We start from the raw sequence: 22,395 nt of genomic DNA on the forward strand, positions 1-22,395 counted from the left end.
GCCGGCGATGGCCGGACACACCGACAACGCCATAGTCATCGACGCACCTCTGGACGTCGTATGGGACATGACCAACGACGTGCCCAACTGGCCCGAACTGTTCAGCGAGTACGCCTCCGCCGAGGTCATCGAGCGTGAGGGCGACACGGTCCTCTTCCGGCTCACGATGCACCCCGACGAGGACGGCCAGGTCTGGAGCTGGGTCTCACGGCGCACCAGTTACGCCGAGACCCGCACGGTGCACGCCGAGCGCGTGGAGACCGGACCGTTCGAGTACATGAAGATCAACTGGGCGTACACCCTGGAGCCCACAGGCGGCATCCGGATGCGCTGGGTGCAGGACTTCCACATGAAGCCGCAGGCGCCCGTGACCGACGAGCAGATGACCGAGCACCTCAACCGCAACACCTTGGTGCAGATGGACCTCATCAAGCAGAAGGTCGAGGCCGCGGCCCGGGCCCTGACCGGCTGAGGGGACGACGTGCTGACCGTCCTCGCCCCTCTCGTACTGCTGCTCAACGGCCTGGCCGCCGGAGTGATGCTGGGCACCCTGCTCGGCGGATTCCCGTACTTCGCGGTGCTGCCCGTCGACCGCTATGTGCACGCCCACGCGTTCATGGGTCAGCGCTACGACCCGGCCATGCCCCTCTGCCTGCTCGGCACGATCGTCCTCGACGCCGTCCTCGCCTTCGAGGCCCAACAGGCCGGCGCCCGGGCGCTGTTCGCCGCGGCCGGACTGATCGCGGCCATCACCCCGGTGATCGCCCTCACCAAGAACGCGCCGGTCAACCGCTGGATGCGCACGCTCGACCCGGACCACCTGCCCGACGACTTCAAGGACCCGAGGCGCCAGTGGGGCGCCTGGAACAGCGTGCGCAGCTGGCTCACCATCGCCGCGCTCGTCCTCAACTGCGCGGCGCTCGGCTTCCTGCTCTGAACCACCGACAGCCGTGCATCGGCAACTGCCCTGATCTGCCGGACCTTTCACGTAAGGACACAGAATGGATCTCGAACTGCGGGGCAAGAAGGCCCTGGTCACCGGCGGCACGCGAGGAGTGGGCCGCGGCATCGTGCTCGCCCTGGCACGCGCCGGGGTCGACGTCGTCACCTGCTACGTGCACCCGGGCGACTACGTCACGAGCCTCGAGAAGGAGCTGCAGGAGACCGGCGGCGACCACCACGTCCTGCGCGCCGACCTGTCACAGCCCGAGGAGATCGCCGGACTGCTGCAGCGGGTCCGCGAGCTGCACGGCGGCCGTCTCGACCTGGTGGTCAACAACGCGGGCGCGATCAGCCACGTTCCGTACGGCGACCTGAGCCTCGAGGAGTGGCAGCGCATCGTGGCCACCAACCTGACCGGTGCGCACCTCGTCATCCAGCACGCGCTGCCGCTGCTCGGCGAGGGCTCGTCGGTCGTCTCGATCGGCTCGCGCGCCGTCGACGCGGGAGTGCCGCTGCGCTCGCACTACACCGCGACGAAGGCCGCCCTCGTCGGCCTCAACCGGTCCCTCGCCAAGGAGTTCGGCGCCAAGGGCATCCGCTTCAACATCGTGGCACTCGGCGTCATCGAGACCGAGAACTTCCACATGCTGCCCGAGGACCAGAAGCGCATGATGAGCGAGCGCTACGGGGCGAAGACCGCGCTCGGCCGGCTCGGCAGGCCCGATGAGGTGGCCGGTGCCGTCATGTGGCTGGCCAGCGATCTGTCGCGCTATGTCACCGGGAACACCATCGGTGTCGACGGGGGGATCTCCTGATGACCTTCCGTGTGATGCTCCGGCTCGAGATCGAGGCCGGGCGCGAGGAGGAGTTCGAGAAGGCATGGCTGTCCGGCACGGACGCCGTGACCGGCCACCCCGCCAATCTCGGCCAGTCGCTGTCGAAGGAGGCCGACGGCACCTACGTGATCGTGAGCGACTGGGTCGACGAGCCCTGGTTCCGCGAGTTCGAGGAGAGCGCCGCGCACCTCGAACACCGGGCGACCCTGCATCCGTTCCGTACGGGCGGCACCTTCCATGTGATGGAGGTCCTGCACTCCATACGGGGATCGGCGGAGATCGGTGCCCGGTGAGCGTGGTGCGGGCGAGGTGCGCGTCGTCGTCTACCAGGCGGCCCTCGACGCGGCCCAGCTCGCAGCCGTACGGGCGGCGTACCACGAGGTCAGCGAGCGGCTCGCGGGCGTGCCCGGGATGCTCGGCAACGAGCTCCTGCGCAGCCCGCTGGACCCGAGCGCGCTGGCGGTGATGAGCCGCTGGGAGTCCCTCGAGGCCTTCCAGAAGTGGGAGTCGGGCGCCGGACACCGCGCGGACACGGCCCCGCTGCGCCCCTACCGCGACACGAGAACCTCCGCTCCGTTCGCGATCTACGAGGTCGACGCCGCGTACTGATCCGGATCACCCAGCCCCGCCGAGAACGAGGAGAACCCCACGATGACCACCACCCAGCTGGCCTTCATCGGCCTGGGCAACATGGGCGGCGGGATGGCCCGCCGTCTCCTGGAGACCGGGCACCGGCTCAGCGTGTACAACCGGACCGCGAGCAAGGCCGCCCCGCTGGTCGCCGCGGGGGCCACCCTCGCCGACGCCCCCGAGCGCGCGGCCGCGGGGCACCGCGTCGTGCTGCTGAGCCTCAGCGACGAGAAGGCCGTCGAGGAGGTGCTGTTCGGCCGTGTGGTGCCGGTCCTCGAGACCGGCTCCGTCATCGTCGACACCTCCACCGTCTCGCCGTCGTACGCACGGGAAGCAGCCGAGCGCCTGAAGGCGAAGGGCATGCGCCGCGTGGAGGCGTGCGTGGTCGGCAACCCCCTGCAGGCCCGCAAGGGGGAGCTGCGCGTCTTCGTCGCCGGCGACCCGGCCGACCTCTACGAGGTACGCCCGGTCCTGGACGCCATCGGCTCCGAGGTCGTCCATCTGGGCAGCCCCGGGAACGCGGCCTCCATGAAGCTGATCCTCAACCTGCTGCTCGGCGCCCAGGTCGCCTCGCTGGCCGAGGCCGTCGCGTACGGAACGGCCGCGGGCCTCGACCGTGACCAGCTGATCGGCGCGGTCTCGAACAGCGGCTTCAGCTCGCTCGTGATGCGCTTCCGCGCGGACCTGATGATCAAGGGTTCCTATGAACCCGCCTATTTCCGCTCGGCCCTGATGGAGAAGGACATCCGCATCGCCCTCGACGACGCCGCGGGACACGGCACGAAGATGCCGGTCCTCGGTCTCGTACGGGAGCAGTTCGAGGCAGTGGTGGCCGCGGGCGACGGCGACAAGGACGCGTCCGTGCTGGTCGAGCACCAGTCGTAGCAGGACCCAGAAGGGATGTGAGGGCAGTGTCCGGTACAGCGCGCAGCACCCTCCGCAAAACCGATGTCCTGGTGGCCGGTTCGGGACCGGCCGGGCTGGCGACGGCCCTGTTCCTCGCCGAGCAGGGAGTGGACTGCTATCTGCTCGGCGGGCGGCCCGAGCGGCCGCGGCCGCCGCGCATCCTCGGCCTCCACCCCAGGGCGATGGAACTGCTCCGCTCCCTGGGAGTGGAGCAGGACGTCAGGGACAGCCCGTCGGCCCGGACCCTCGCCCGCAACTCGGGCGTGCTCATGATGGAGTCACTGGCCGGACTCGAACTCGGTGCCCTGGACGCCAAGTACGTCGTCGACACCGGCGCGGACCTGAGTGATCTGTCGCCCACGAGCTGGTGCCTGTGCGAGGAAGGCGAGCTCGAGCAGGCCCTGCTCGCACGGGCGGAGCGGCTCGGCGTACGGATGCGGGCCCAGGGCGAGCTGGTCTCCTTCGAGCGCGAGGGCTGGGGCGACGAGGGCGTCCTCGCGCACATCCGGGACCGCGACACCGGCGACGAACACCGGGTCAGGACCTGCTTCCTGGTGGACGCGGGCAGCACCGGCGGCATCGTCCGCGAGGCGGCCGACATCGGCTTCGACAGCCACACCCTCGGCCACTTCATCACGGTCCGCTTCGACGCCGACCTGACCGGAGTGCTGCGCGGCCGCCGCTTCATCATGGGATACGTCGAGAACCCCGGCGTCAGCGGCTCCCTGATGCCGCTCGACAACGGGTCGGACTGGCTGCTGCACGTACGGCATGACCCCGGGCTCCAGCCTGTCGAGTCCTTCACCGAGGAGCACTGCACCGAGCTCGTACGGGCCGCGAGCGGCGTGGCGGACCTCTCCGTACGGGTCGAGTCGGTGCACGCCTGGGACAGCGTGGCGGGCATCGCGGAGCGCTTCTCCGAAGGACCGGCGTACCTGGTGGGGGACGCTGCGCACGTCATGCCGCCCAGCGGCGGCTTCGACGCGGGCACCGGCATCATCGACGCGCACAACCTCGCCTGGAAGATGGTCGCGGTCCTGGACGGCTGGGCCCACCCCGACCTGCTCGACAGCTACGACGAGGAGCGGCGCCCGGTGTGTGCGGCCACCGTCGAACAGGCGGAGCTGCGGGCCGGCGACCGGGCCAGGCTGCGGTCCACGCAGCCGGAGCCCCCGGACCCCGAGCTCGTGCAGGACCCACTGGTCTGGCTGTCCTCGCGCTACCGCTCGACGGCCGTGATGCCCTGGGACGAGGGCGTACTGCCGGGCTACGGCCTGTGGGCCGCGGAGAACGACGGACGCCCCGGCAGCCGCGCCCCGCATCTGCGGCTGCGCCGCGGCGGGGCCGAGATATCCGTGCACGACCTGTTCGGCCGCTCGATGGTGCTGCTCACCGGGCCCGACAACCGGGCCTGGAAGGACGCGGCCCGCTCGCTCTCCGCCGAACTGGGCACGGAGATCGAGGTCTACGGGATCGGCGCCGACCTGGAGGATCTCGACGACCGCTGGCCCGAGCGGTACGGCGTCACCGCGCAGGGTGCCGTACTCGTCAGGCCGGACGGAGTGGTGGCCTGGCGCTGCACCGAGACGCCCATCTTCGCCAGGACCGTCCTGCGCGGTATCAGCAAGCGGGTGCTCCGGCTCGACCGCAGGCCCGCGCAGAGGAGGACACGATGACGCGTACCGACGGGATGGAAGGCAGCCGGGCCGTGCGGGTGATCCTGCGCATGGAGGTGCATCCCGACATGGCCGCCGACTTCGAGAAGGTATGGCTGTCCGTGGGGGAGTCCATCGCCCGCGAACCCGCCAACCTCGGCCAGACGCTGGTGCGTTCGACGGAGGCGGAGGGGCTCTACTACGTCCTGACGGACTGGTCGGACGAACCCGCGTTCCGCGCCTTCGAGACCAGCAGCCGGCATCTTCTGCACCGCCAGAAACTCAAGCCGTACCGACGCGGCGGCGATATGGCCGTGACCGGGATCGTGCACCGGCTCGATCCCGCTTCGAGCGAGTCCCGAGCGGGCTGACCGACAACGGGGCGATCGTCTCGACAAGGAGAGCATGGTGACCACAAGCCCGGTCCGGAGTGATTCCCCCACCTCGTCGCCGCCGCCCCCGCGCCGGCGCCCGATCCTCACGCGTACCGCGGATTTCGCCCAGCGGCACCGCTGGACCGCCCTGGTCCTGTGGGTCCTCGTGCTCGCCGGTGTGTGGGCGGGCGCCACAGCGGCAGGGGACGCCTACCGCGACGACTTCTCACTGCCGGGCACCGAGACCCAGCAGGCGCTGCAGACCATGGAACGGCACGGCTCCGCCCAGGCCGGCGATTCCCTGCAGATCGTGCTGCACGATGCGCAGGGCCTGGCCGGGGCCGGTCCGCGCGGCGCCGTGACCGAGATGCTCGACAAGGTCGCCCGGCTGCCGCACGTGGCACAGGTGCGCAGTCCGTACGAGGACCGGCAGGCGGTCTCCGAGGACGGCACCGTGGGCTACGCGACCGTCGTCCTCGACGGCACCTCCGAGGAACTGTCCACGCAGGACACCCGCACGATCTACGACACGGCACGCAGTGCTCAAGGCGACGGCCTGGACGTGCAGTTGGGCGGCGAGGCCGCGCGCCGGCTCGCCGAGGCGGAAGGCGGTGGCGCCGAGGGCATCGGCATGCTGGTCGCCCTCGTGGTCCTCGGCCTGATGTTCGGCACGGTCATCGCGGCCGGACTGCCCGTCGTCACCGCCCTGTTCGCGGTCGGCAGCACTCTGGGTGCGATCATCCTGCTGTCCCATGTCTTCAAGATCGCCAGCTATACGCCGTACATCATGATGCTGGTCGGTCTGGGCGTCGGCATCGACTACGCGCTGCTGATCTTCGCCCGCTACCGGGCCGAACTCGTCCGCGGCGCGCCCCCCGAGGAAGCCGGCCGGCGTGCCCTCGAGACCGCGGGACGCACCGTGTTCTTCGCCGGCTGCACCGTCATCGTCGCCCTGCTCGGCCTGGTCGCCCTCGGCCTCGGCTCCCTGCAGGGCACCGCGGTCGCCGTGGCGCTCACCGTCGCCGTGACCATGGCCGCGTCGCTCACACTGCTGCCCGCGCTGCTCGCCGTGTTCGGCAGGCGCTTCGCGCGGCAGTTCACGGCCAAGGCCGCCCGGCGCACCGCGAAGGGCAAACCGGCGGCGGGCGGGGCCCGTTGGCGCCGCTGGGCCGGACTCGTGCAGGGCCGGCCGCTCGGCGCCCTCCTCGTCGCCGTCGTCGCGCTCGGCGCACTGGCCGCGCCCGCGCTCGACCTCAGGCTCGGCTTCGGCGACGCGGGCAACGACCCGGCGAAGACCACCAGCCGCGAGGCCTACGACCTGCTCGCCCAGGGCTTCGGACCCGGCTTCAACGGGCCGCTCATCGTGGTCGCCGAGGGCAGCGGAGAGGTGGGCACCGCGCTGACCGAACAGCTCGGGCGTACCGAGGGCATCGCCGCCGCGACCCCGCCGATCCCCGCTGAGGACGGCAAGGCGCTCACGGTCATCGCCTTCCCGGAGACCTCCCCGCAGGACGAGCGCACCACCGATCTCGTCCACACCCTGCGCGACGACGTCCTGGAGACACTCGGCCGGGAGACCGGGGCCGAGTACCTCGTGGGCGGCGCCACGACCGCCGTCATCGACTACGCCGACACCGTGTCCGACCGTATGCCCGTGTTCATCGCGATCGTGGTCGGCGTCTCGCTGCTGCTCCTCGTGCTGGTCTTCCGGTCGGTCCTCGTGCCGCTGAAGGCCGCGCTGCTCAATCTGCTCAGCATCGGGGCCGCACTCGGCGCCATGACCCTGGTCTTCCAGAAGGGCCTGTTCGGTGTGGAGCCGGGCCCCATCGAGGCCTACCTGCCGATCATGATCTTCGCGATCGTCTTCGGCCTCTCCATGGACTACGAGATCTTCCTCGTCTCCCGTATCAGGGAGGAGTGGAACCGTAGCCACGACGCCTCGCTCGCCATCCGTGAAGGGCTCGCGGGCACCGGCTCCGTCGTCCTGGCCGCCGGCGCCATCATGGTCGCCGTCTTCGGTTCGTTCATCCTCAGCGGCGACCGGATGCTCCAGCAGTTCGGCTTCGGCATGTCCGTCGCCGTCCTCGTCGACGCCGTGGTGATCCGCTGCCTCATCGTCCCGGCCGCGCTGCAGCTCATGGGCCCCAGGGCGTGGTGGCTCCCGGCCGGCCTCGACCGGATCCTGCCCGACGTCGAGCTGGAGAAGCACGACTGAACGTCCCCTGGCGCACTCCCCTTGCACGGCGGCCCCCTCCCCGGCCGCCCGCGCCACGGCGGCCACCTCCCCGGCCGCCGGACCGACCGGAGCCCGGACGTCCCCTGACAGCGTCCGGGCTCCGCCCTTGCCCGCCGCGCGGACGACGCCGGCAAGTCCGCGTCCGGGGGGGGGCGACCGCATCCCGAGCGGACTTCGAGGGCCACCGGGTTCCCTGAGGACGTGAGGGGAACGGCGCCGGGTGTGAGGGTCCGGACACCAGGCCGCCCCCCGACGTCGCGCGCGAGACCTCGGCGCGGCATTGCGGTCCGGCCGCTCCCTTCTCCCCGCGGCGCCCGGTCCTCCCCCGGCCGGGCGCCGCGCGACGTCCTGAACGCCCCTACGGAGGAGCCATGACAGCCCCGCATACGCACCCCGTCACCGCATCCGGCCCCACCGCCGGCGCCGGAGCGCCGCGGCCGAGCCGCTGGCGTCGCCCCCGCTGGTTCACCGCGCTCTTCGGCACCGACATGTGGGAGCGGTTCAGCTTCTACGGGATGACCGCGATCCTCGTCCTCTATCTGACCGAGGACCGCGCGGACGGCGGCCTCGGCATGTCATCCGGCGACGCGGCCCTCCTCTACGGCCTGTACATGGCCTCGGTGTTCCTCGCCTCCGTGCCCGGCGGCTGGCTCGGCGACCGGGTGCTCGGCGCGCGCCGCGCCGTCCTGTACGGAGGCGTACTGATCGCGCTCGGGCACGCCACGATGGCCGTGCCCGTCGCCGGAGCGCTCTACCCCGGCCTCGTCCTGATCGCCTCCGGCACCGGCCTGCTCAAGCCCAACATGGCAAGCCTCCTTGCCGAGTTCTACGACCGCGACGACCGGGCGGGACGCGACGAGGGCTTCGCCGTCTTCTATATGAGCGTCCAGGTCAGCGCCCTGCTCGCGCCCATCGTCGTGGGCGTGCTCGGCGAGGGCGTCAACTGGCACCTCGGCTTCGGTGCCGCGGCGGTCGGCATGGGTGCCGGGCTGCTCCAATACGTGCGCGGGCAGCGCCACTTCGGCACCGCGGGCGGACCCCCGAAGGAGCCCGCCCCGCGTCCAGAGCGCACCCGTGTGTTCCGTCTCGCGCTGGCCGCCACCGCCGTCGCCGTGGTGGTCTACGGCGCCGACGCCGCGGCCGGCACCTTCCGTATCGCCCATCTCATGGCGCTGATCGGCCTGTTGTGTGTCGTGTCCCCGCTGGTCTGCTTCTGGCGGATGCTGCGCAATCCGCTGCTCACCGCCGCGGACCGGGTCCGTATCCGCGCCTACATCGCGTTGTTCGCCGCCTCCGCCGTGTTCTGGGCGCTCTTCCTGCAAGGCGGCTCCGCGTTCGCGCTCTTCGCCAAGCACGCCACCGACCGCGAGATCCTCGGGCACACCGTCCCCGCCAGCTGGTTCCAGGCGGCGATCCCCCTGTTCGTGCTGCTCCTCGCGCCGCTGCTCGCCGCGGTGTGGACCCGGGCCGGCGACCGGATGCCCACCGCCGTCAAGTACGCCTCGGGCATGGCCGCCGTCGCCGCCGCGTATCTCGTCATGGCACTGGCCGCGACCAGGGCCGGTGAGGGGACCCTGGTGTCACCGCTGTGGCTCGTCCTCGCCTTCCTGCTGCTCGCGGCCGGCGAGATCTCCTTCGGGCCCGTGGGGATGAGCGCCGCCACCGCCATCGCACCGCCCGGCTTCGTCAGTCGTACGGTCGCGCTCTTCTGGCTGTCCGGCGCCCTGGGCGGCGGTATCGGCGGCAACGCGCTCAAGGTCTCCGGCGACCGCGTACCCGGCGTCGGCTACTTCCTCGCACTGGGCGCGGCCGCCCTCGTGACCGGCATCGTGCTGCTCCTGTGCCGCGGCCCGCTCACCCGCCGCCTTGGCGTGTGAGCGGGCCGGCCGAGCGGACCACCAGGGGAAAGCGCCGGGGACCTACCAGGTCACCGGCGCTTTCCCCGTACGAGATAGACGGGGCGTCCGCTCGCTGCCGCGCCGCGCCCGGCCGGGGCCGAACGGCCGTAGGCGGTGGAGCGTTGGCCGGGGACGACGGCCTCGTCCGGGGTGAAGCCGTGCCCGTCGAGGAACGCCTCGGGCTCGTCCGTGCCGAACACCCAAGGGCAGCCCCAGCGCGTGAACGCGCCGATCTGGCCGGCCACGGCCGCCGCCGACGCGATGTCCGCGGTCAGGACGCTGCCGGGTGCGGACAGGGCGCGGACGCGTGACACCAGCCAGTGCGCATCGGGTTCGGGCAGGTAGTAGAGCAGGCCCTCCATCAGCCAGACCGACGGCAGGCCGGGATCGTAGTCGGCCGCGATGAGCTGCTCGGCCCAGTCCTCGTCGGTGAGATCGGCCGCGATCATCCGGTGCTCCGCCCTGGCCGGCACCTCGCCGAGCCGGTCCGCCTTGTACGCCATGACGGCGGGACGGTCCACCTCGAAGTAGCGCACGTGGCCGGGCCAGTCGAGCCGGTAGGGGCGGGTGTCGAGGCCGGAGGCGAGCGACACGATCTGGGTCACCGTACGGGCCTCGCGCAGCAGACAGTCGTCGAAGAACCGGGTGCGGACGGCGTTGAGGTCGAAGACGCTCAGGAGCCGTTGCTTCTGGACCCCGGTCATGTCGCCCGTGAGTTCCTCGAGGAGGGCGGGGCCGAGTTCGCCGCTGAGCAGTTCCGCGTACTGGTCGTTGTGCAGCCGGTCGGCCCGGCGGTACTCGACGGCCCTCATGGCCGCGGTGATCAGCGCGGTGCGCCCCACGGCGTCCATCTGCTCGGTCATGGCGTACGGTCCCTTCCTCATCGCTCATCGTGTGACCTGCCCGCGGTCCGTGGGTCAGGGCTGCAGCCGGGTGGCGGTCCAGCGTCCGGGCGGCGTGCGCTCGTAGTGCAGCCGCTCGTGCAGTCGGTCGGAGCCGTCGGACCAGAACTCCACGGTCTGGGCGCTCAGTTCGAGACCGATGTACGCGGCCGGGCGTGGCTGCGGGCCGGCCAGGGCGACGGCGCGGGCCCGCTCGCGCAGCTCCTCGGGGTCGGCGAGGGGTTCGCTCTGCCGGGTGGACACCGTCATGGCGTGGGTGAACAGCGGGCGTCCGGCCCACAGTTCGTCCGACAGCGCGTCCGGCACCCGGCGTACCGGACCGCTGACACTGATCTGCCGGCCCGCCTCGCGCCAGTACAGAAGCGCCGACGCCCAGGGGTTCGCGCGCAGCTCGCGGCCCTTGCGGCTGCCCTCGTGGCTGGTGAAGAGCAGGCCACGGTCGGTGAGCGAGTGCAGCACGATGCTCCGTACCGAGGTGCGGCCGCGCGGGTCGGCCGTGGCCAGGGCCAGCGCCCGCGGCTCCCGCACGCCGAGCCGCTCCGCCTCGGCGAGCCAGCGGCGCAGCAGGCCGAGCGGCTCGGGCGGCGGATCCGCGTACTCGGGAAACGGCAGGTCGAGTGTGCCGGTGAGACTCTCCGACCGGTTCGTGGCCATCACATTCCTCCGTCAGACGAGCAGGGAACCCCGGGCCGCGATCACGCAGTCGCCGCCGACCTCGACCGCCTTGATGTCGCTTCCGGCGGCCTCGATCCGGGCGCGCATGCACGACGGGCGGCGGATGTCGACGCCCTGCGTGATCTCGATGCCGAGGCCCTGCGCGAGCACCTTGTGGCGGAGCAGATGGATCGCCAGCGGGCCCGCGGCCGAGCCGGTCGCCGCGTCCTCGACGACCCCGTACGCCGGGGAGAACATCCGTGTGCGCCAGCGGGTCCCCGAGCCCGCGAAGCAGTTCGTGGCCAGGTCGTCGAAGGCGGCGAGCGCCCGGTGGTCGGGGCGGAGTGCGGACAGCGACGCGTCGCTTTCCAGGCCGACGAACACATGCCTCGGCCCGTTGCGGTAGATCTCCACGGGCAGCGTCGACTCCGTCACACCGAGCGCGGCGAGGAGTTCACCGGACCGGTCGAACGGCTCCCAGGTCGGCACCGGCTGCCACATCCGCACGCCGGTCACCTCGCCGCCCTCGCGGTCGAGTGCGCACGCGATGGTGCCCATCTCCGTCTCCAGGCGCAGCGTGCCGTTCTCGGTGCGCTCACCGAGCGCCGCGGCCGTGCCGAGCAGCGGATGCCCCGCGAACGGCAGCTCGTTGACCGGGGTGAAGATCCGGATCCGGGCATCGCCGCCGTGCCGGGGCCGCAGCACGAAGGTGGTCTCCGACAGGTTCATCTCCCGCGCGATGAGCTGCATCGTGCCGGCCGACAGATCGTCGCCGTCGAAGAAGACCGCCACGGGGTTGCCCCGCAGCCGTTCCCTGGTGAACGCGTCCACGACGACATACGCATGCATGGTGACTTCCTCCTGCACCGGCCCTCAGGCCGAGTCGGGTCCGGGCGCCGAAGCGTGGACGGGGTGCCGCGACGGCCTTGCGCGCGTGGGCGGTTCGAGGAGCGCGGGCTGCTCGGACAGGTGGCCCAGTGCGACGCCCGCCGCCTGCCCGAGCAGCCGCGGCCCGTCCTCGGTGAGGACCGACTCCGGGTGGAACTGCACCGAGGCGAAGTGCGGCCCGCGCAGGGCGTGCACCTCGCCGGTGGCGGCGTCACGGCACACCGCCACGGCCCCGGCACCGCCGGTGTGCAGCCGGTCGGTGCTGCTGCGCGCGGCGTAGGTGTTGTAGAAGCCGACCCGCACGCGCTCGCCGAAAAAGTCGATCTCGTGCTGCACGCCTTGGTTGGGTGTGTCCTTGCGGACGAGCCGGAGGCCCAGCTGACGGCACAGCACCTGATGACTCAGGCACACGGCGACGAAGGGCCTTCGCGTGGCGAGCAGGGTGCGTACGGATGCGCGCAGGGCGGTCATCCGCCGCCCGGGCGCGGCCGGGTCGCCGGGTCCGGGGCCGAGCACCACCAGGTCGTACCCGTCGAAGGTGTACGTCTCGTCGTAACGCCGTACCGTCACGCGCAGCCCGAGTGAGCGCAGCTGCTCGGCGATCATGGCGGTGAAGGTGTCCTCCATGTCGATGACGAGCACGGTGTGCCCGGGCAGTCCGGGCAGTCCGTCCAGTCCGGGCAGAGCAGGCGCCTGGGGCGGGTGGCCTGCCCCGGGCTGCCGCGGCCGCAGCCAGAATCCGGCGAGACGCTCGTTGCGCTGCTCCAGGGCCGCGCGTACGCGGGGGTGCGCCGCGAGGGACGGACGGGGAACGGGCTCGCTGCCATGGGCAGGTGAGGTGTCACCCGCACCGGGTTCGAGCGCGGCGAGCAGCCCGGCCGCCTTGGCGCGGGTCTCGGCGACCTCGGCGGCCGGATCGCTGTGCCGTACCAGCGTGGAGCCGACGCCGATCCGCAGCCGTCCCGTACGGCCGATGTCCGCCGTACGGATCAGGATCGCCGAGTCCAGGGCGCGGCCGCCGTCCTCGTCACGCCCGATGAGCGCGGCCAGACCGCTGTAGTAGCCGCGGCCGCCGGGCTCGTGGCGTGCGATGACCCGGCAGGCGCTCTGCAGCGGGCTGCCCGTGACGGTCGGCGCGAACATCGTCTCGTACAGGATCTCGTGCGGTGCACGGTCCGTGACGCCCTCGATGAAGTACTCGGTGTGCGCGAGCCGCGCCATCTCCTTGAGATACGGGCCGCGCACCCGGGCGCCGGACGGGCAGATCCTCGTCATCATCTTCAGTTCCTCGTCGACGACCATCGAGAGTTCGTCGGTCTCCTTGGGGTCGTCGAGGAAGTCGAGTACGCCGGGCAGGGTCGGGCCGCCGGGCGGATAGCGGTAGGTGCCGCTGATCGGGTTCATCACGGCGTGGCCGCGGTCGACGCTGATGTGCCGCTCGGGGGAGGCCCCGACGAAGGTGCGCTCCCCTGTGTGGATGAGGAAGGTCCAGTACGCGCCCGACTCGCTGAGCAGGAGCCGCCGGAAGAACGCCGGCGCGCTGCGTGGCCCGTAGTCCGTGATGTCCGCGACGAAGAACCGGCGCAGCACGAAGTTGGCTCCCTCGCCGGTGCCGATGGCATCGCGCAGGACGGCACGGACCAGGTCCGCGTACGTCTCGTCGTCGGTGTCGAAGTGCTTGCCGGTGAGCGGTGTCGGCAGCCGGGGGAGCAGGGCGAGCGCCTCGGACAGGGGCCGGGTCTCCTGTCCGGTGACCGTCATCGCCAGCAGCGGCGCCCCGTCGTCGGGGCAGGCGTAGCCGCGTTCGGCGAGCTGCCGGTAGGGGACCATGACCAGGTGCTCGTGGGGTCCGCCGCCGCACGCCTCGAGGGACGCGAGGTCGCCGAGCGACGCCAGGGGCGTCATGTCGCCGGTCAGTACGTCGATCCGGTCGGGATCGGGCGCGTCGGAGCGGTGCAGCAGCGCGTACGCGGGCGGCGGGTCGGACAGGACGCGTTCCAGGAGTCCGCTCACGCCGTCACCTCCTTGGTCGTGACCACGGTGGCGCAGCACTCCGCCGCGTACCGCAGGGCGAGCCGGTGGCGCTCCTGCGAGAAGTCGGCGACGGCGTCCGCGACGAGCAGCGTCTCGATGTCATGGCTGAACGCGTCCACCGCGGTGGCGAGGACCCCGATATGGGCGTACACGCCGCACAGGACCAGCTGGTCGCGGCCCTGTCCGCGCATCCAGGACAGCAGCCGGGAGCGGTGGAAGGCGCTGTAGCGCCACTTCGTGAGAACCAAGTCGCCCGGTGCGGGCCGCAGTTCGGCGACGATCTGCCGGTCCGCCTCGGCGGTGCGCATGCCCGGACCCCAGAAGTCCTTGAGCAGCCCACGGTGCTGCTCGCTCATACCGCCGGGCTGTGCGGTGTACGCGACGGGGACGCCGAGCCCTGCGCAATGCGCGCGCAGCAGCGCCGCGTTGCCCAGGAGATCGCGGCGCAGTCCGGCCGGCAGGGCGCCGACGAAGTAGCGCTGCATGTCGTGGACGAGCAGCACCGCGCGGGCCGGGTCGAAACTCCAGTGGGCGGTGTTGGCGGGCAGCTCGCCGGTGGCGGGAAGCGGGTACGGCGCGATGGCCGGGATGCCTGTCATCAGCGGAAGTCCTCAGGTGGTCCTCAGATGGTCCTCAGGGGTCCTCGGGTGGTCCTCAGGCGGGGATGCCGTCACGCCTGACCTTCGGAATGGGCAGTCCGAGTGCGCGCATCTGCTCGACCGGGTTCATGAACTCGCGGTTGCGGATGATCTTTCCGTCGTCGAGTTCGAAGGAATGCAGGAAGTGGTTCTCGTAATGGCCTTCGGGGTGGCCGGGATAGCGGATCAGACCGTGGCCGTCGCACTCCACCCAGAAGAAGCCCGGGTCCTGCGTCTCGAAGATCCGGATGTTGTACCACTCCCAGTCCGGGAAGCACTTCAGCGACCAGACGGCGTGCTCGGCGAGGCGGTCACGGCCCTTGATGACGATGGGCGCGCCGGTGTCGCTGGTCCACAGGCCGCCGCTGCCGTGCTCGACGAAGAGCTCATGGCGGCGCAGCCTGCTCTCTCCCTTGGTGTACTCCAGGTACTTCTCGACGGTGGCGCGATTGCGGCGGCGCAGATCGGTGGCGTCGGCGAAGCCGTGCGGTGCACTGTCCGGCATGGGTTCTTCCCTCCGGTCCATGGGTTCTTCCCTGCGGTCGCGGATACGCGGCAAAGGTGCGCGGGGCGTCTCGGCAGCCGGTCGCAGGCTGCTCGAGAAGACTTCGACCGGGGTGCGATGCACGGCGGCACAGGATCGGGCGGGCCGGGACCGCCGGCCCGCCCGATCCATCCCGACACCCATGAGAGAAGAGTCCGACGATGACCGATGGCAGCCCCGGCGAGGAACTGATCGAACTCTCCCTCGGCTATCTGTACTCAGCGGCCCTGCACGCCGCGGCCCGCTTCCGGATCGCCGACCTGCTCGCCGAAGGACCGCGCACTCCCGGTGAACTCGCCGACGAGGCAGGCGTACAGGCCCCGCACCTGCACCGGATGCTCCGCTTCCTCGCCACCAAGGAGGTGTTCAGGGAGGACGCGGAAGGCCGCTTCCACCTCACACCACGCGCCGAGCCGCTGCGCACCGGCGTCCCCGGTTCCCTGCGCGACTACGTGATGGTGCGCGGCGAGGACATCTTCTGGAGCTCCGCGGGCCGGCTGCACGAAGCGGTACGCACCGGCCGCACGGCCTTCGAGACCCTCTACGACGTCCCCTTCTACGATCACCTGGCGGCCGAGCCCCGGCTCGAAGCGGCGTTCCACTCCAGCATGGCGGCGTTCTCCGAGTCCCTGAGCAACGACGTCGCCGAGGTCTGCGAGCTGGCCGACGCCCGCACCGTCGTCGACGTGGGAGGCGGCCGCGGCGGCCTCCTGCGGGCCGTGCTGCGCCGCCGGCCGCATCTGACGGGCACCCTGTTCGACCTGGAGTCCGTGGTCGGCGGCCATGTCCTGGACACCCCGGACCTCGAGGGTCGCTGGCGGGTCGAGGGCGGCGACTTCTTCACGTCCGTGCCCGCCGGCGCCGACGCGTATCTGCTCAAGCACGTCCTGGCCGGCTGGCCGGACGACGACTGCCTGCGGATACTGCGCTCCTGCCGCGCCGCGATGCCCGGCGACGGCCGGATCTACGTCATCAACTCCCTGATCCCGGAAGGGAACGCTCCGCACCCCGGCAAGACCATGGACATGGTGATGATGAGCGTCCTCAACGGCAAGGGCCGCACCCGCGCCGAATACGAGTCGCTCCTGGACAGGACGGGTTTCGCCGTCCGGTCCGTCGTGGACGCCACACCGCACGCCGGAGTGATCGAAGCGGTTGTGAGGCGCTCTTGAGCGCCAGTTGAGCCCCCGCGCCGACCGTGGCCGAAACAGGCCGAGGAGGCGCCGTGGATGCAGCCGACGACAGCGGTGTGATCCGGATCGAGCGCGGGAGCGCCGACGCGTGGGAAGTCGCCGCGCTGACAGCGGTGTTGCTGGCGCGGCTCGCCGCCGCCCGTGCCGCGCGGAGCGCGGACGAGCCGCCCGACGGCACCACCCCCGAGAGCCGGGCGCGCTGGGAACACGATGCGCCGTACCAGGCGCCGTACAGCTGGCAGTGACGAGGAGGAACCTGTCGTGACGGTTATCGATGACATCGCTCCGGTCCGGATGGAGCCCGCCGACGCCCGCGGCCGGGTGGCCGAACTGCACGCCGTACGGGTGCAGGCGGTGGCCGGGCCGAGCGAGAAGGCGACCGAGGCGCAGCACGCCAAGGGCAAGCTGACGGCGCGGGAGCGCATCGGGCTGCTGCTTGACCCCGGTTCGTTTCAGGAGGTCGAGCAGTTGCGCCGGCACCGGGCGACCGGTTTCGGTCTGGAGAGCAAGAAGCCGTACACCGATGGTGTGATCACGGGTTGGGGCACGGTCGACGGCCGTACGGTCTTCGTCTACGCGCATGACTTCCGGATCTTCGGCGGCGCGCTGGGCGAGGCTCACGCCACGAAGATCCACAAGATCATGGACATGGCCATCGCGGCCGGTGCGCCGCTGGTCTCGCTCAACGACGGCGCGGGCGCCCGGATCCAGGAGGGCGTCTCGGCGCTCGCCGGTTACGGCGGCATCTTCCAGCGCAACACCAAGGCGTCCGGTGTCATCCCGCAGATCAGCGTGATGCTCGGCCCGTGCGCGGGCGGCGCGGCGTACTCGCCCGCCCTGACCGACTTTGTGTTCATGGTCCGCGAGACGTCGCAGATGTTCATCACCGGTCCGGACGTCGTGAAGGCGGTCACCGGCGAGGAGATCACGCAGAACGGGCTCGGTGGCGCGGATGTGCACGCCGAGACGTCCGGCGTCGCGCACTTCGCGTACGACGACGAGGAGACCTGCATCGCCGAGGTCCGCTACCTCATCGCGATGCTGCCCTCCAACAACCGCGAGAACCCCCCGGTCGTCGCCTCCGAGGACCCGGCCGAGCGCCGCTCGGACGTCCTCCTCGACCTGGTGCCCGCGGACGGCAACCGGCCGTACGACATGCACAAGGTCATCGAGGAACTCGTCGACGACGGCGACTACCTCGAAATCCACGAGCGCTGGGCCCGCAACATCGTCTGCGCCCTCGCCCGCCTCGACGGACGCGTGGTCGGCATCGTCGCCAACCAACCCCAGTCCCTGGCAGGTGTGCTCGACATCGAGGCATCGGAGAAGGCCGCGCGCTTCGTCCAGATGTGTGATGCCTTCAACATCCCGATCGTCACGCTCCTCGACGTGCCGGGGTTCCTGCCCGGAGTGGACCAGGAGCACGGCGGGATCATCCGCCACGGCGCCAAGCTGCTCTACGCGTACTGCGACGCGACGGTGCCGAGGGTGTCGCTCATTCTGCGCAAGGCGTACGGAGGCGCGTACATCGTCATGGACTCGCAGTCCATCGGTGCGGACCTGACGTACGCCTGGCCCACCAACGAGATCGCTGTGATGGGCGCCGAGGGTGCCGCCAACGTCATCTTCCGCCGGCAGATCGCGGCGGCCGAGGACCCGGAGGCGATGCGGGCGCGCATGGTCAAGGAGTACAAGGCCGAGCTGATGCACCCGTACTACGCGGCCGAGCGCGGCCTCGTCGACGACGTCATCGACCCCGCCGAGACCAGGTCCCTCCTCATCGCGGCCCTGGCGATGCTGCGCAACAAGCACGCCGGCCTGCCGTCGCGCAAGCACGGCAACCCCCCGCAGTGAGCAACCGATCGACGCACAGGCACCGAGGAGCCCTCATGGCCGGCCGCACCGACAACCACATCGTCATCGACGCACCCATGGACGTGGTCTGGGATATGACCAACGACATCCCCAACTGGCCGAATCTGTTCAGTGAGTACGCCAAGGCCGAGGTGCTCGAACAGGGCGGGGACACCGTCCTGTTCCGGCTCACCATGCCCCCCGACGAGGCCGGCAACGTCTGGAGCTGGGTCTCCCGGCGTACGAGCGACCCGGCGAACCGCCAGGTGCGGGCCGCGCGCGTCGAGACGGGCCCGTTCGAGTTCATGGACATCTACTGGGAGTACACGGAGGAGCCGGGCGGCGGTGTCCGTCTGCGCTGGGTCCAGGACTTCCGTATGAAGACCATCGCCCCCGCCACCGACGCCGCGATGGCCGAGTACCTCAACCGCAGCACCAAGGTGCAGATGGGCCTCATCAAGGAGCGGGTCGAGGCGGCGGCCCGCGCGCTGGTGCGCTGAGGAACACCCGTCGGGCACCGACATCCCCGAGGAGGCGAACGCCGTGCCGAACACGGACTTCAACATGCTGAGGAATACCGACGTCCTGGTGGTCGGCGCGGGCGTCGCCGGGCTCACGGCCGCGCTCTTCCTCGCACAGGAAGGGGTCGACTGCCTGCTGATCGAACGGCAGCAGGGTCTTTCCGGACATCCGCGCTCCCGCGGTATCCACCCGCGGGCCATGGAGCTGATGCGCGCCGCCGGGATCGAGCGGGAGATCCGGTCGCTGCCGTCGGCCCGCCTCCTCGCGGACAACTCGGGGGTGATCGCGGCCGATTCGCTGACCGGCGCCGAACGGGGCGCGCTCGACGAGAAATACGTGATGGACGTCGGCGCCGACGTGGGCTCGCTGACGCCGGCCGGATGGTGCCTGTGCCATCAGGGCGAGATGGAGGAGGTGCTGCGGGCCCGTGCCGAACGGCTGGGCGCGGCCCTGCGCTTCGGCACCGAACTGCTCGGCTTCACCCAGGACGGCCCCGAAGGCGCGGAGATCACCGCGCGGGTCAGGGACCGTGCCACCGGGGCCGAGCGGACCCTCACATCCCGCTATCTGATCGCCGCCGACGGCGCGCACAGCGGCATCCGCGGCTCACTCGGCATCCCCTTCGACGGCGAGGTCCTCGGGCACTACGTCAATGTGCATTTCCGCGCGGACCTGAGGACACAGCTCGCCGGGAGGCGCTTCCTGCTGTGCTACACGTTCAACGAACGGGTGCGGGGTGCACTGCTTCCGCTGGACAACGCGTCCGAGTGGCTGCTGCACATCGTGTACGACCCGGCCACGACGGATCTCGCGTCCTTCACCGACGAGCGGTGCGCCGAACTGGTGCGGGCCGCCACGGGAGTTGACGGTCTCCGTCCGCAGATCCTCGACGTCTCCCCCTGGGAAGGCGCAGCGAGGACCGCGGACCGGTTCCGTGCCGGCCGGGTGTTCCTGGCCGGGGACTCCGCGCATGTGATGCCGCCCAGCGGCGGCTTCGGTTCGAGCACCGGCATCCAGGACGCGCACAACCTGGCCTGGAAACTGGCCGCCGTACTCGACGGGTGGGCGGGCCCCGCGCTGCTCGACAGCTATGACGAGGAGCGCCGTACGGTCTCCCGGGCCACCGTCGAACAGGCCGCGCTGCGCTCCAAGGACCGGCCCCGGCTCAACGCGACCGCACAGGAGCGGCCCTCCGTCGACCCGGACATCGTCGAGGACTCGACGGTCTGGCTGTCCTGGCGCTACCGCTCGTCGGCCGTGATGCCCTGGGACGAGGGCGTACTGCCCGGACACGGCGTCTGGTCGGCGCAGCACGACGGCCGGCCGGGCAGCCGCGCCCCGCATCTGTGGCTGCGCAGGGACGGTGCCGAGCTGTCCGTCCTCGACCTGTTCGGTTCACGGCCGGTGCTGCTCACGGGGCGCGACGGCCGGGCGTGGGGTGACGCGGCCCGCGCGGTGTCGGCCGAACTGGGGCTCCCGCTGGAGACGTACGGCATCGGTACGGACCTGGCAGATGTGGAGGACCGCTGGCCGGAGCTGTACGGGGTGACGGCGCAGGGAGCCGTCCTCGTACGCCCCGACGGCGTGGTCGCCTGGCGGTGCGCGGACACTCCCGCATTCCCCGAGGACACACTGCGTGCCGCACTGACCAGCCTGCTGAGCCGCTAAACCCACCCACCCAGCCGCGGGCAGTCGTGCCGCCTTCTCTCCCACCCAGCCGTGGGCAGTCGCGCCGCCTTCTCTCCCACCCAGCCGTGGGCAGTCGCGCCGCCTTCTCTCCCACCCAGCCGTGGGCAGTCGTGCCGCCTTCTCTCCCACCCAGCCGTGGGCAGTCGTGCCGCCTTCTCTCCCACCCAGCCGTGGGCAGTCGTGCCGCCTTCTTTCCCACCCAGCTGTGGGCAGTCGTGCCGCAGGGCGGCACGGGTGGGCACAGCGGCACCCCCGCGCCGGAGGCGCACCCCCGCCGGAGGCGCCTCCGCCGACGGTTCAGCGACGCAGACGCTCCGGCTCCGCCGCGGGCGCCTCACGGGCCGGTTCCGCAGACGCGGCACGGGGAGCCGGCCGGGGCAGCCCGAACCGGAGCAGCACCAACGCCCCCAGATACAAGGCAACTTGGCACCCGAGCGCCCACCCCACCCCCGTAACAGATCCGCTTCCGCCACCCCCCGCCGCGTAGAAGACGGACCCCACGAGCACCACTCCCGCAGCGCTGCCGACCTGCCCGAACGTGGAGAACACCCCGCTCGCCGAGCCGATGCCGCCGCGCGCCATGGCCGAGAGCGTGAGGTTGTACAGCGGCGGGCTCAGCAGGCCCATGCCCGCACCGCACAGCACGAGGCCCGGCACGATGTGCGCGGGCCGCAGCTCCGCGCCTTGCGCCACGCTCGCCCAGAGCAGCACCCCCGTGCCCAGCGCCATCAGGAGCGCACCGCACTCCAGCATGGGGCGGCCGAGCCGCCCGGTCAGCGGCACCGACGCACCCGAGGCAAGCGCCGCGGACACGGCGAAGGGCAGCAGCGTGAACCCTGTCTCCTTCGCGGTGAGGCCAAGACCGTCCTGGAGGTGCACGACGTAGACGAGGAAGAAGGAAGCGACCCCGCCGAGCACCATGAAGTTCACCGCGGCGCCCGTGGGGAAGGCACGGCCACGGAACAGACCCGGCGCGAACAGCGGGGTGCGCCCGGCCTGTTCGGCCCGGCGCTGCAAGGGAACGAGCAGGGCGAGCACGGCGATGCCCGCAAGGCTGAGCAGCAGCAGCGGGCCGCCCGTCTCCCGGAACTCCACCAGCGGGACGAGCAGCAGCAGCAGCCCGGCCGTCGCCACACCGACGGCCGTCGGATCCATGGCCGGGCCCTGGCCGGAACGCTCGGCCGGCAGCCGCCGGGCGGCGAGCGCCAGGGCGACCGCTCCGATGGGCAGATTGACGAGGAACACCGCACGCCAGCCGAGGCCGAACACATCGGCGTGCGCGAGCAGTCCGCCGATCACCGGGCCGCCGCAGGTGGCCGCGGCGATCACGGCGGCCTGCACACCGAACGCCGCACCACGCCGTTCCTTGGGGAAGAGGAGAATGATCACCGGGGCGATCTGCGGGGCGAGCAGCGCCGCCGACAGGCCCTGGAACACCCGGGCGGCGATCAGCACACCGGGGTTCGGGGCGGCCGCGCACAGCGCCGATGCCAGCGTGAAGGCGACGATGCCCGTGAGCACGAGCGGCCGCCGCCCGTACGCGTCGCCGAGCCGGCCCGCGGTGACGAGCAGCACCGCGAAGGCCAGGCTGTATCCGGCGAGCAGCCACTGCACGTCGGCGTCGGATGCGCCGAGCCCGTCCTTGATCGCCGGCGCCGCGACGCTCACCACCGTCACGTCGAAGGTGTGCAGAAAGCCGGCGAGCAGGACCGCGCCCAGGGCGAGCCAGGAGCTGCGCGGCACGGTCGGTTTGGTGGTCACGTACGCCTCCTCGAATTGGTGGTCACGTACGCCTCCTCGAAGTCCGCGCGTCCGTCCGGACGGCGCGGCGACTGTCGCCGCCGCGTGCGGAGAACCGCTCGAGGATCCATCGCGCCCGCCTCGCGCCCGGGGCACGGCCCGCCGCGGTCCGCCGAACGCGAGACGCCGCCCCCCTCTCGACCGCGCCTCGACCGGTTCTCGAGCGACGCGCTGGCGCCGCACGACCGTGCCGTCCGACA

At 71.5% G+C, this 22,395-nt stretch carries 22 protein-coding genes; 15 read left to right on the forward strand and 7 right to left on the reverse strand.

From position 1 onward, the window contains the following. The first annotated feature begins 7 nt into the window (after nt 1-7). The 10 genes from ACIBI4_RS22570 to ACIBI4_RS22615 all read left to right on the forward strand — a co-directional run bounded on the left by ACIBI4_RS22570 (nt 8) and on the right by ACIBI4_RS22615 (nt 9,456). Nucleotides 8-472: an SRPBCC family protein gene (locus ACIBI4_RS22570; RefSeq protein ID WP_399205779.1), complete on the forward strand. Its 465-nt coding sequence runs from the start codon at nt 8-10 to the stop codon at nt 470-472. Nucleotides 473-481: 9 nt separating this feature from the next. Next, nucleotides 482-937, forward strand: a complete 456-nt coding sequence (locus tag ACIBI4_RS22575; protein WP_399205780.1) for an anthrone oxygenase family protein — start codon at nt 482-484, stop codon at nt 935-937. A 64-nt stretch (nt 938-1,001) separates the two neighbouring features. Continuing rightward, nucleotides 1,002-1,757: an SDR family NAD(P)-dependent oxidoreductase gene (locus tag ACIBI4_RS22580; protein WP_399205781.1), complete on the forward strand. Its 756-nt coding sequence runs from the start codon at nt 1,002-1,004 to the stop codon at nt 1,755-1,757. Further along, nucleotides 1,757-2,071, forward strand: a complete 315-nt coding sequence (locus ACIBI4_RS22585) for an antibiotic biosynthesis monooxygenase family protein (protein ID WP_399205782.1) — start codon at nt 1,757-1,759, stop codon at nt 2,069-2,071. The genes ACIBI4_RS22580 and ACIBI4_RS22585 overlap by 1 nt, the downstream gene beginning before the upstream one ends. Further along, a complete protein-coding gene (locus ACIBI4_RS22590; RefSeq protein ID WP_399205783.1) occupies nt 2,061-2,387 on the forward strand; it encodes an antibiotic biosynthesis monooxygenase family protein in 327 nt (108 codons plus the stop codon). The genes ACIBI4_RS22585 and ACIBI4_RS22590 overlap by 11 nt, the downstream gene beginning before the upstream one ends. 42 nt (nt 2,388-2,429) lie before the next feature. Continuing rightward, nucleotides 2,430-3,293 carry an NAD(P)-dependent oxidoreductase gene (locus tag ACIBI4_RS22595; protein WP_399205784.1) on the forward strand — a complete coding sequence of 288 codons (864 nt, stop codon included), beginning with the start codon at nt 2,430-2,432 and terminating at the stop codon, nt 3,291-3,293. Between the two features lie 26 nt (nt 3,294-3,319). Continuing rightward, a complete protein-coding gene (locus ACIBI4_RS22600) occupies nt 3,320-4,990 on the forward strand; it encodes an FAD-dependent monooxygenase (RefSeq protein ID WP_399205785.1) in 1,671 nt (556 codons plus the stop codon). After that, the gene (locus ACIBI4_RS22605) at nt 4,987-5,340 is read left to right on the forward strand and encodes an antibiotic biosynthesis monooxygenase family protein (protein ID WP_399205786.1); all 354 of its coding nucleotides are present in this window, start codon (nt 4,987-4,989) and stop codon (nt 5,338-5,340) included. Before ACIBI4_RS22600 ends, ACIBI4_RS22605 begins: the two co-directional genes overlap by 4 nt. Nucleotides 5,341-5,374: 34 nt before the next feature. After that, nucleotides 5,375-7,558, forward strand: a complete 2,184-nt coding sequence (locus ACIBI4_RS22610) for an MMPL family transporter (protein ID WP_399205787.1) — start codon at nt 5,375-5,377, stop codon at nt 7,556-7,558. Between the two features lie 392 nt (nt 7,559-7,950). After that, complete coding sequence (locus ACIBI4_RS22615; RefSeq protein WP_399205788.1) at nt 7,951-9,456, forward strand: peptide MFS transporter; 1,506 nt, start codon at nt 7,951-7,953, stop codon at nt 9,454-9,456. A 50-nt stretch (nt 9,457-9,506) separates the two neighbouring features. On the opposite strand, the gene ACIBI4_RS22620 is transcribed toward ACIBI4_RS22615, so the two are convergent. The 6 genes from ACIBI4_RS22620 to ACIBI4_RS22645 are packed head-to-tail and all read right to left on the reverse strand — an operon-like array spanning nt 9,507 to nt 15,098. Beyond that, on the reverse strand, nt 9,507-10,340 hold the full coding sequence (locus ACIBI4_RS22620) for a class I SAM-dependent methyltransferase (protein ID WP_399205789.1): 834 nt from the start codon (nt 10,338-10,340) through the stop codon (nt 9,507-9,509). Between the two features lie 54 nt (nt 10,341-10,394). Next, entirely contained in the window at nt 10,395-11,033 is a 639-nt protein-coding gene (gene phzG / locus ACIBI4_RS22625; RefSeq protein WP_399205790.1) for a phenazine biosynthesis FMN-dependent oxidase PhzG, read from the reverse strand. A gap of 12 nt (nt 11,034-11,045) precedes the next feature. Further along, a complete protein-coding gene (locus tag ACIBI4_RS22630) occupies nt 11,046-11,882 on the reverse strand; it encodes a PhzF family phenazine biosynthesis protein (protein WP_399205791.1) in 837 nt (278 codons plus the stop codon). A 24-nt stretch (nt 11,883-11,906) separates the two neighbouring features. Next, nucleotides 11,907-13,934, reverse strand: a complete 2,028-nt coding sequence (locus ACIBI4_RS22635) for an anthranilate synthase family protein (protein WP_399205792.1) — start codon at nt 13,932-13,934, stop codon at nt 11,907-11,909. Next, the gene (locus tag ACIBI4_RS22640; protein ID WP_399205793.1) at nt 13,931-14,554 is read right to left on the reverse strand and encodes an isochorismatase family protein; all 624 of its coding nucleotides are present in this window, start codon (nt 14,552-14,554) and stop codon (nt 13,931-13,933) included. The genes ACIBI4_RS22635 and ACIBI4_RS22640 overlap by 4 nt, the downstream gene beginning before the upstream one ends. A 55-nt stretch (nt 14,555-14,609) precedes the next feature. After that, nucleotides 14,610-15,098 (reverse strand): PhzA/PhzB family protein, encoded by a 489-nt coding sequence (locus tag ACIBI4_RS22645; RefSeq protein ID WP_399205794.1) that lies wholly within the window; start codon nt 15,096-15,098, stop codon nt 14,610-14,612. A 200-nt stretch (nt 15,099-15,298) separates the two neighbouring features. Between ACIBI4_RS22645 and ACIBI4_RS22650 the strand changes: the two genes are divergently transcribed. Genes ACIBI4_RS22650 through ACIBI4_RS22670 form a run of 5 tightly spaced genes read left to right on the forward strand, consistent with a single transcriptional unit; the run spans nt 15,299 to nt 20,374 of the window. Further along, nucleotides 15,299-16,309 carry a methyltransferase gene (locus tag ACIBI4_RS22650; RefSeq protein ID WP_399205795.1) on the forward strand — a complete coding sequence of 337 codons (1,011 nt, stop codon included), beginning with the start codon at nt 15,299-15,301 and terminating at the stop codon, nt 16,307-16,309. A 53-nt stretch (nt 16,310-16,362) separates the two neighbouring features. Then, complete coding sequence (locus tag ACIBI4_RS22655) at nt 16,363-16,575, forward strand: acyl-CoA carboxylase epsilon subunit (RefSeq protein WP_399205796.1); 213 nt, start codon at nt 16,363-16,365, stop codon at nt 16,573-16,575. Between the two features lie 49 nt (nt 16,576-16,624). Beyond that, entirely contained in the window at nt 16,625-18,184 is a 1,560-nt protein-coding gene (locus tag ACIBI4_RS22660) for an acyl-CoA carboxylase subunit beta (RefSeq protein ID WP_399206078.1), read from the forward strand. A gap of 35 nt (nt 18,185-18,219) precedes the next feature. Further along, entirely contained in the window at nt 18,220-18,684 is a 465-nt protein-coding gene (locus ACIBI4_RS22665; RefSeq protein WP_399205797.1) for an SRPBCC family protein, read from the forward strand. A gap of 43 nt (nt 18,685-18,727) precedes the next feature. After that, complete coding sequence (locus ACIBI4_RS22670; RefSeq protein WP_399205798.1) at nt 18,728-20,374, forward strand: FAD-dependent oxidoreductase; 1,647 nt, start codon at nt 18,728-18,730, stop codon at nt 20,372-20,374. A gap of 318 nt (nt 20,375-20,692) precedes the next feature. On the opposite strand, the gene ACIBI4_RS22675 is transcribed toward ACIBI4_RS22670, so the two are convergent. After that, nucleotides 20,693-22,156: an MFS transporter gene (locus ACIBI4_RS22675; RefSeq protein WP_399205799.1), complete on the reverse strand. Its 1,464-nt coding sequence runs from the start codon at nt 22,154-22,156 to the stop codon at nt 20,693-20,695. Nucleotides 22,157-22,395 lie beyond the last annotated feature (239 nt).

This window comes from Streptomyces sp. NPDC050418 (genome assembly GCF_044458745.1).
Lineage (GTDB): Bacteria > Actinomycetota > Actinomycetes > Streptomycetales > Streptomycetaceae > Streptomyces.

Bases quoted from the DNA above. Each gene is read 5' to 3' on its own strand.
- ACIBI4_RS22570 (WP_399205779.1), top strand. From the start codon at position 8: ATGGCCGGACACACCGACAACGCCATAGTCATCGACGCACCTCTGGAC.
- ACIBI4_RS22580 (WP_399205781.1), top strand. From the start codon at position 1,002: ATGGATCTCGAACTGCGGGGCAAGAAGGCCCTGGTCACCGGCGGCACG.
- ACIBI4_RS22585 (WP_399205782.1), top strand. From the start codon at position 1,757: ATGACCTTCCGTGTGATGCTCCGGCTCGAGATCGAGGCCGGGCGCGAG.
- ACIBI4_RS22595 (WP_399205784.1), top strand. From the start codon at position 2,430: ATGACCACCACCCAGCTGGCCTTCATCGGCCTGGGCAACATGGGCGGC.
- ACIBI4_RS22605 (WP_399205786.1), top strand. From the start codon at position 4,987: ATGACGCGTACCGACGGGATGGAAGGCAGCCGGGCCGTGCGGGTGATC.
- ACIBI4_RS22610 (WP_399205787.1), top strand. From the start codon at position 5,375: ATGGTGACCACAAGCCCGGTCCGGAGTGATTCCCCCACCTCGTCGCCG.
- ACIBI4_RS22615 (WP_399205788.1), top strand. From the start codon at position 7,951: ATGACAGCCCCGCATACGCACCCCGTCACCGCATCCGGCCCCACCGCC.
- ACIBI4_RS22620 (WP_399205789.1), bottom strand. From the start codon at position 10,340: ATGACCGAGCAGATGGACGCCGTGGGGCGCACCGCGCTGATCACCGCG.
- phzG (WP_399205790.1), bottom strand. From the start codon at position 11,033: ATGGCCACGAACCGGTCGGAGAGTCTCACCGGCACACTCGACCTGCCG.
- ACIBI4_RS22630 (WP_399205791.1), bottom strand. From the start codon at position 11,882: ATGCATGCGTATGTCGTCGTGGACGCGTTCACCAGGGAACGGCTGCGG.
- ACIBI4_RS22640 (WP_399205793.1), bottom strand. From the start codon at position 14,554: ATGACAGGCATCCCGGCCATCGCGCCGTACCCGCTTCCCGCCACCGGC.
- ACIBI4_RS22645 (WP_399205794.1), bottom strand. From the start codon at position 15,098: ATGCCGGACAGTGCACCGCACGGCTTCGCCGACGCCACCGATCTGCGC.
- ACIBI4_RS22650 (WP_399205795.1), top strand. From the start codon at position 15,299: ATGACCGATGGCAGCCCCGGCGAGGAACTGATCGAACTCTCCCTCGGC.
- ACIBI4_RS22660 (WP_399206078.1), top strand. From the start codon at position 16,625: ATGGAGCCCGCCGACGCCCGCGGCCGGGTGGCCGAACTGCACGCCGTA.
- ACIBI4_RS22665 (WP_399205797.1), top strand. From the start codon at position 18,220: ATGGCCGGCCGCACCGACAACCACATCGTCATCGACGCACCCATGGAC.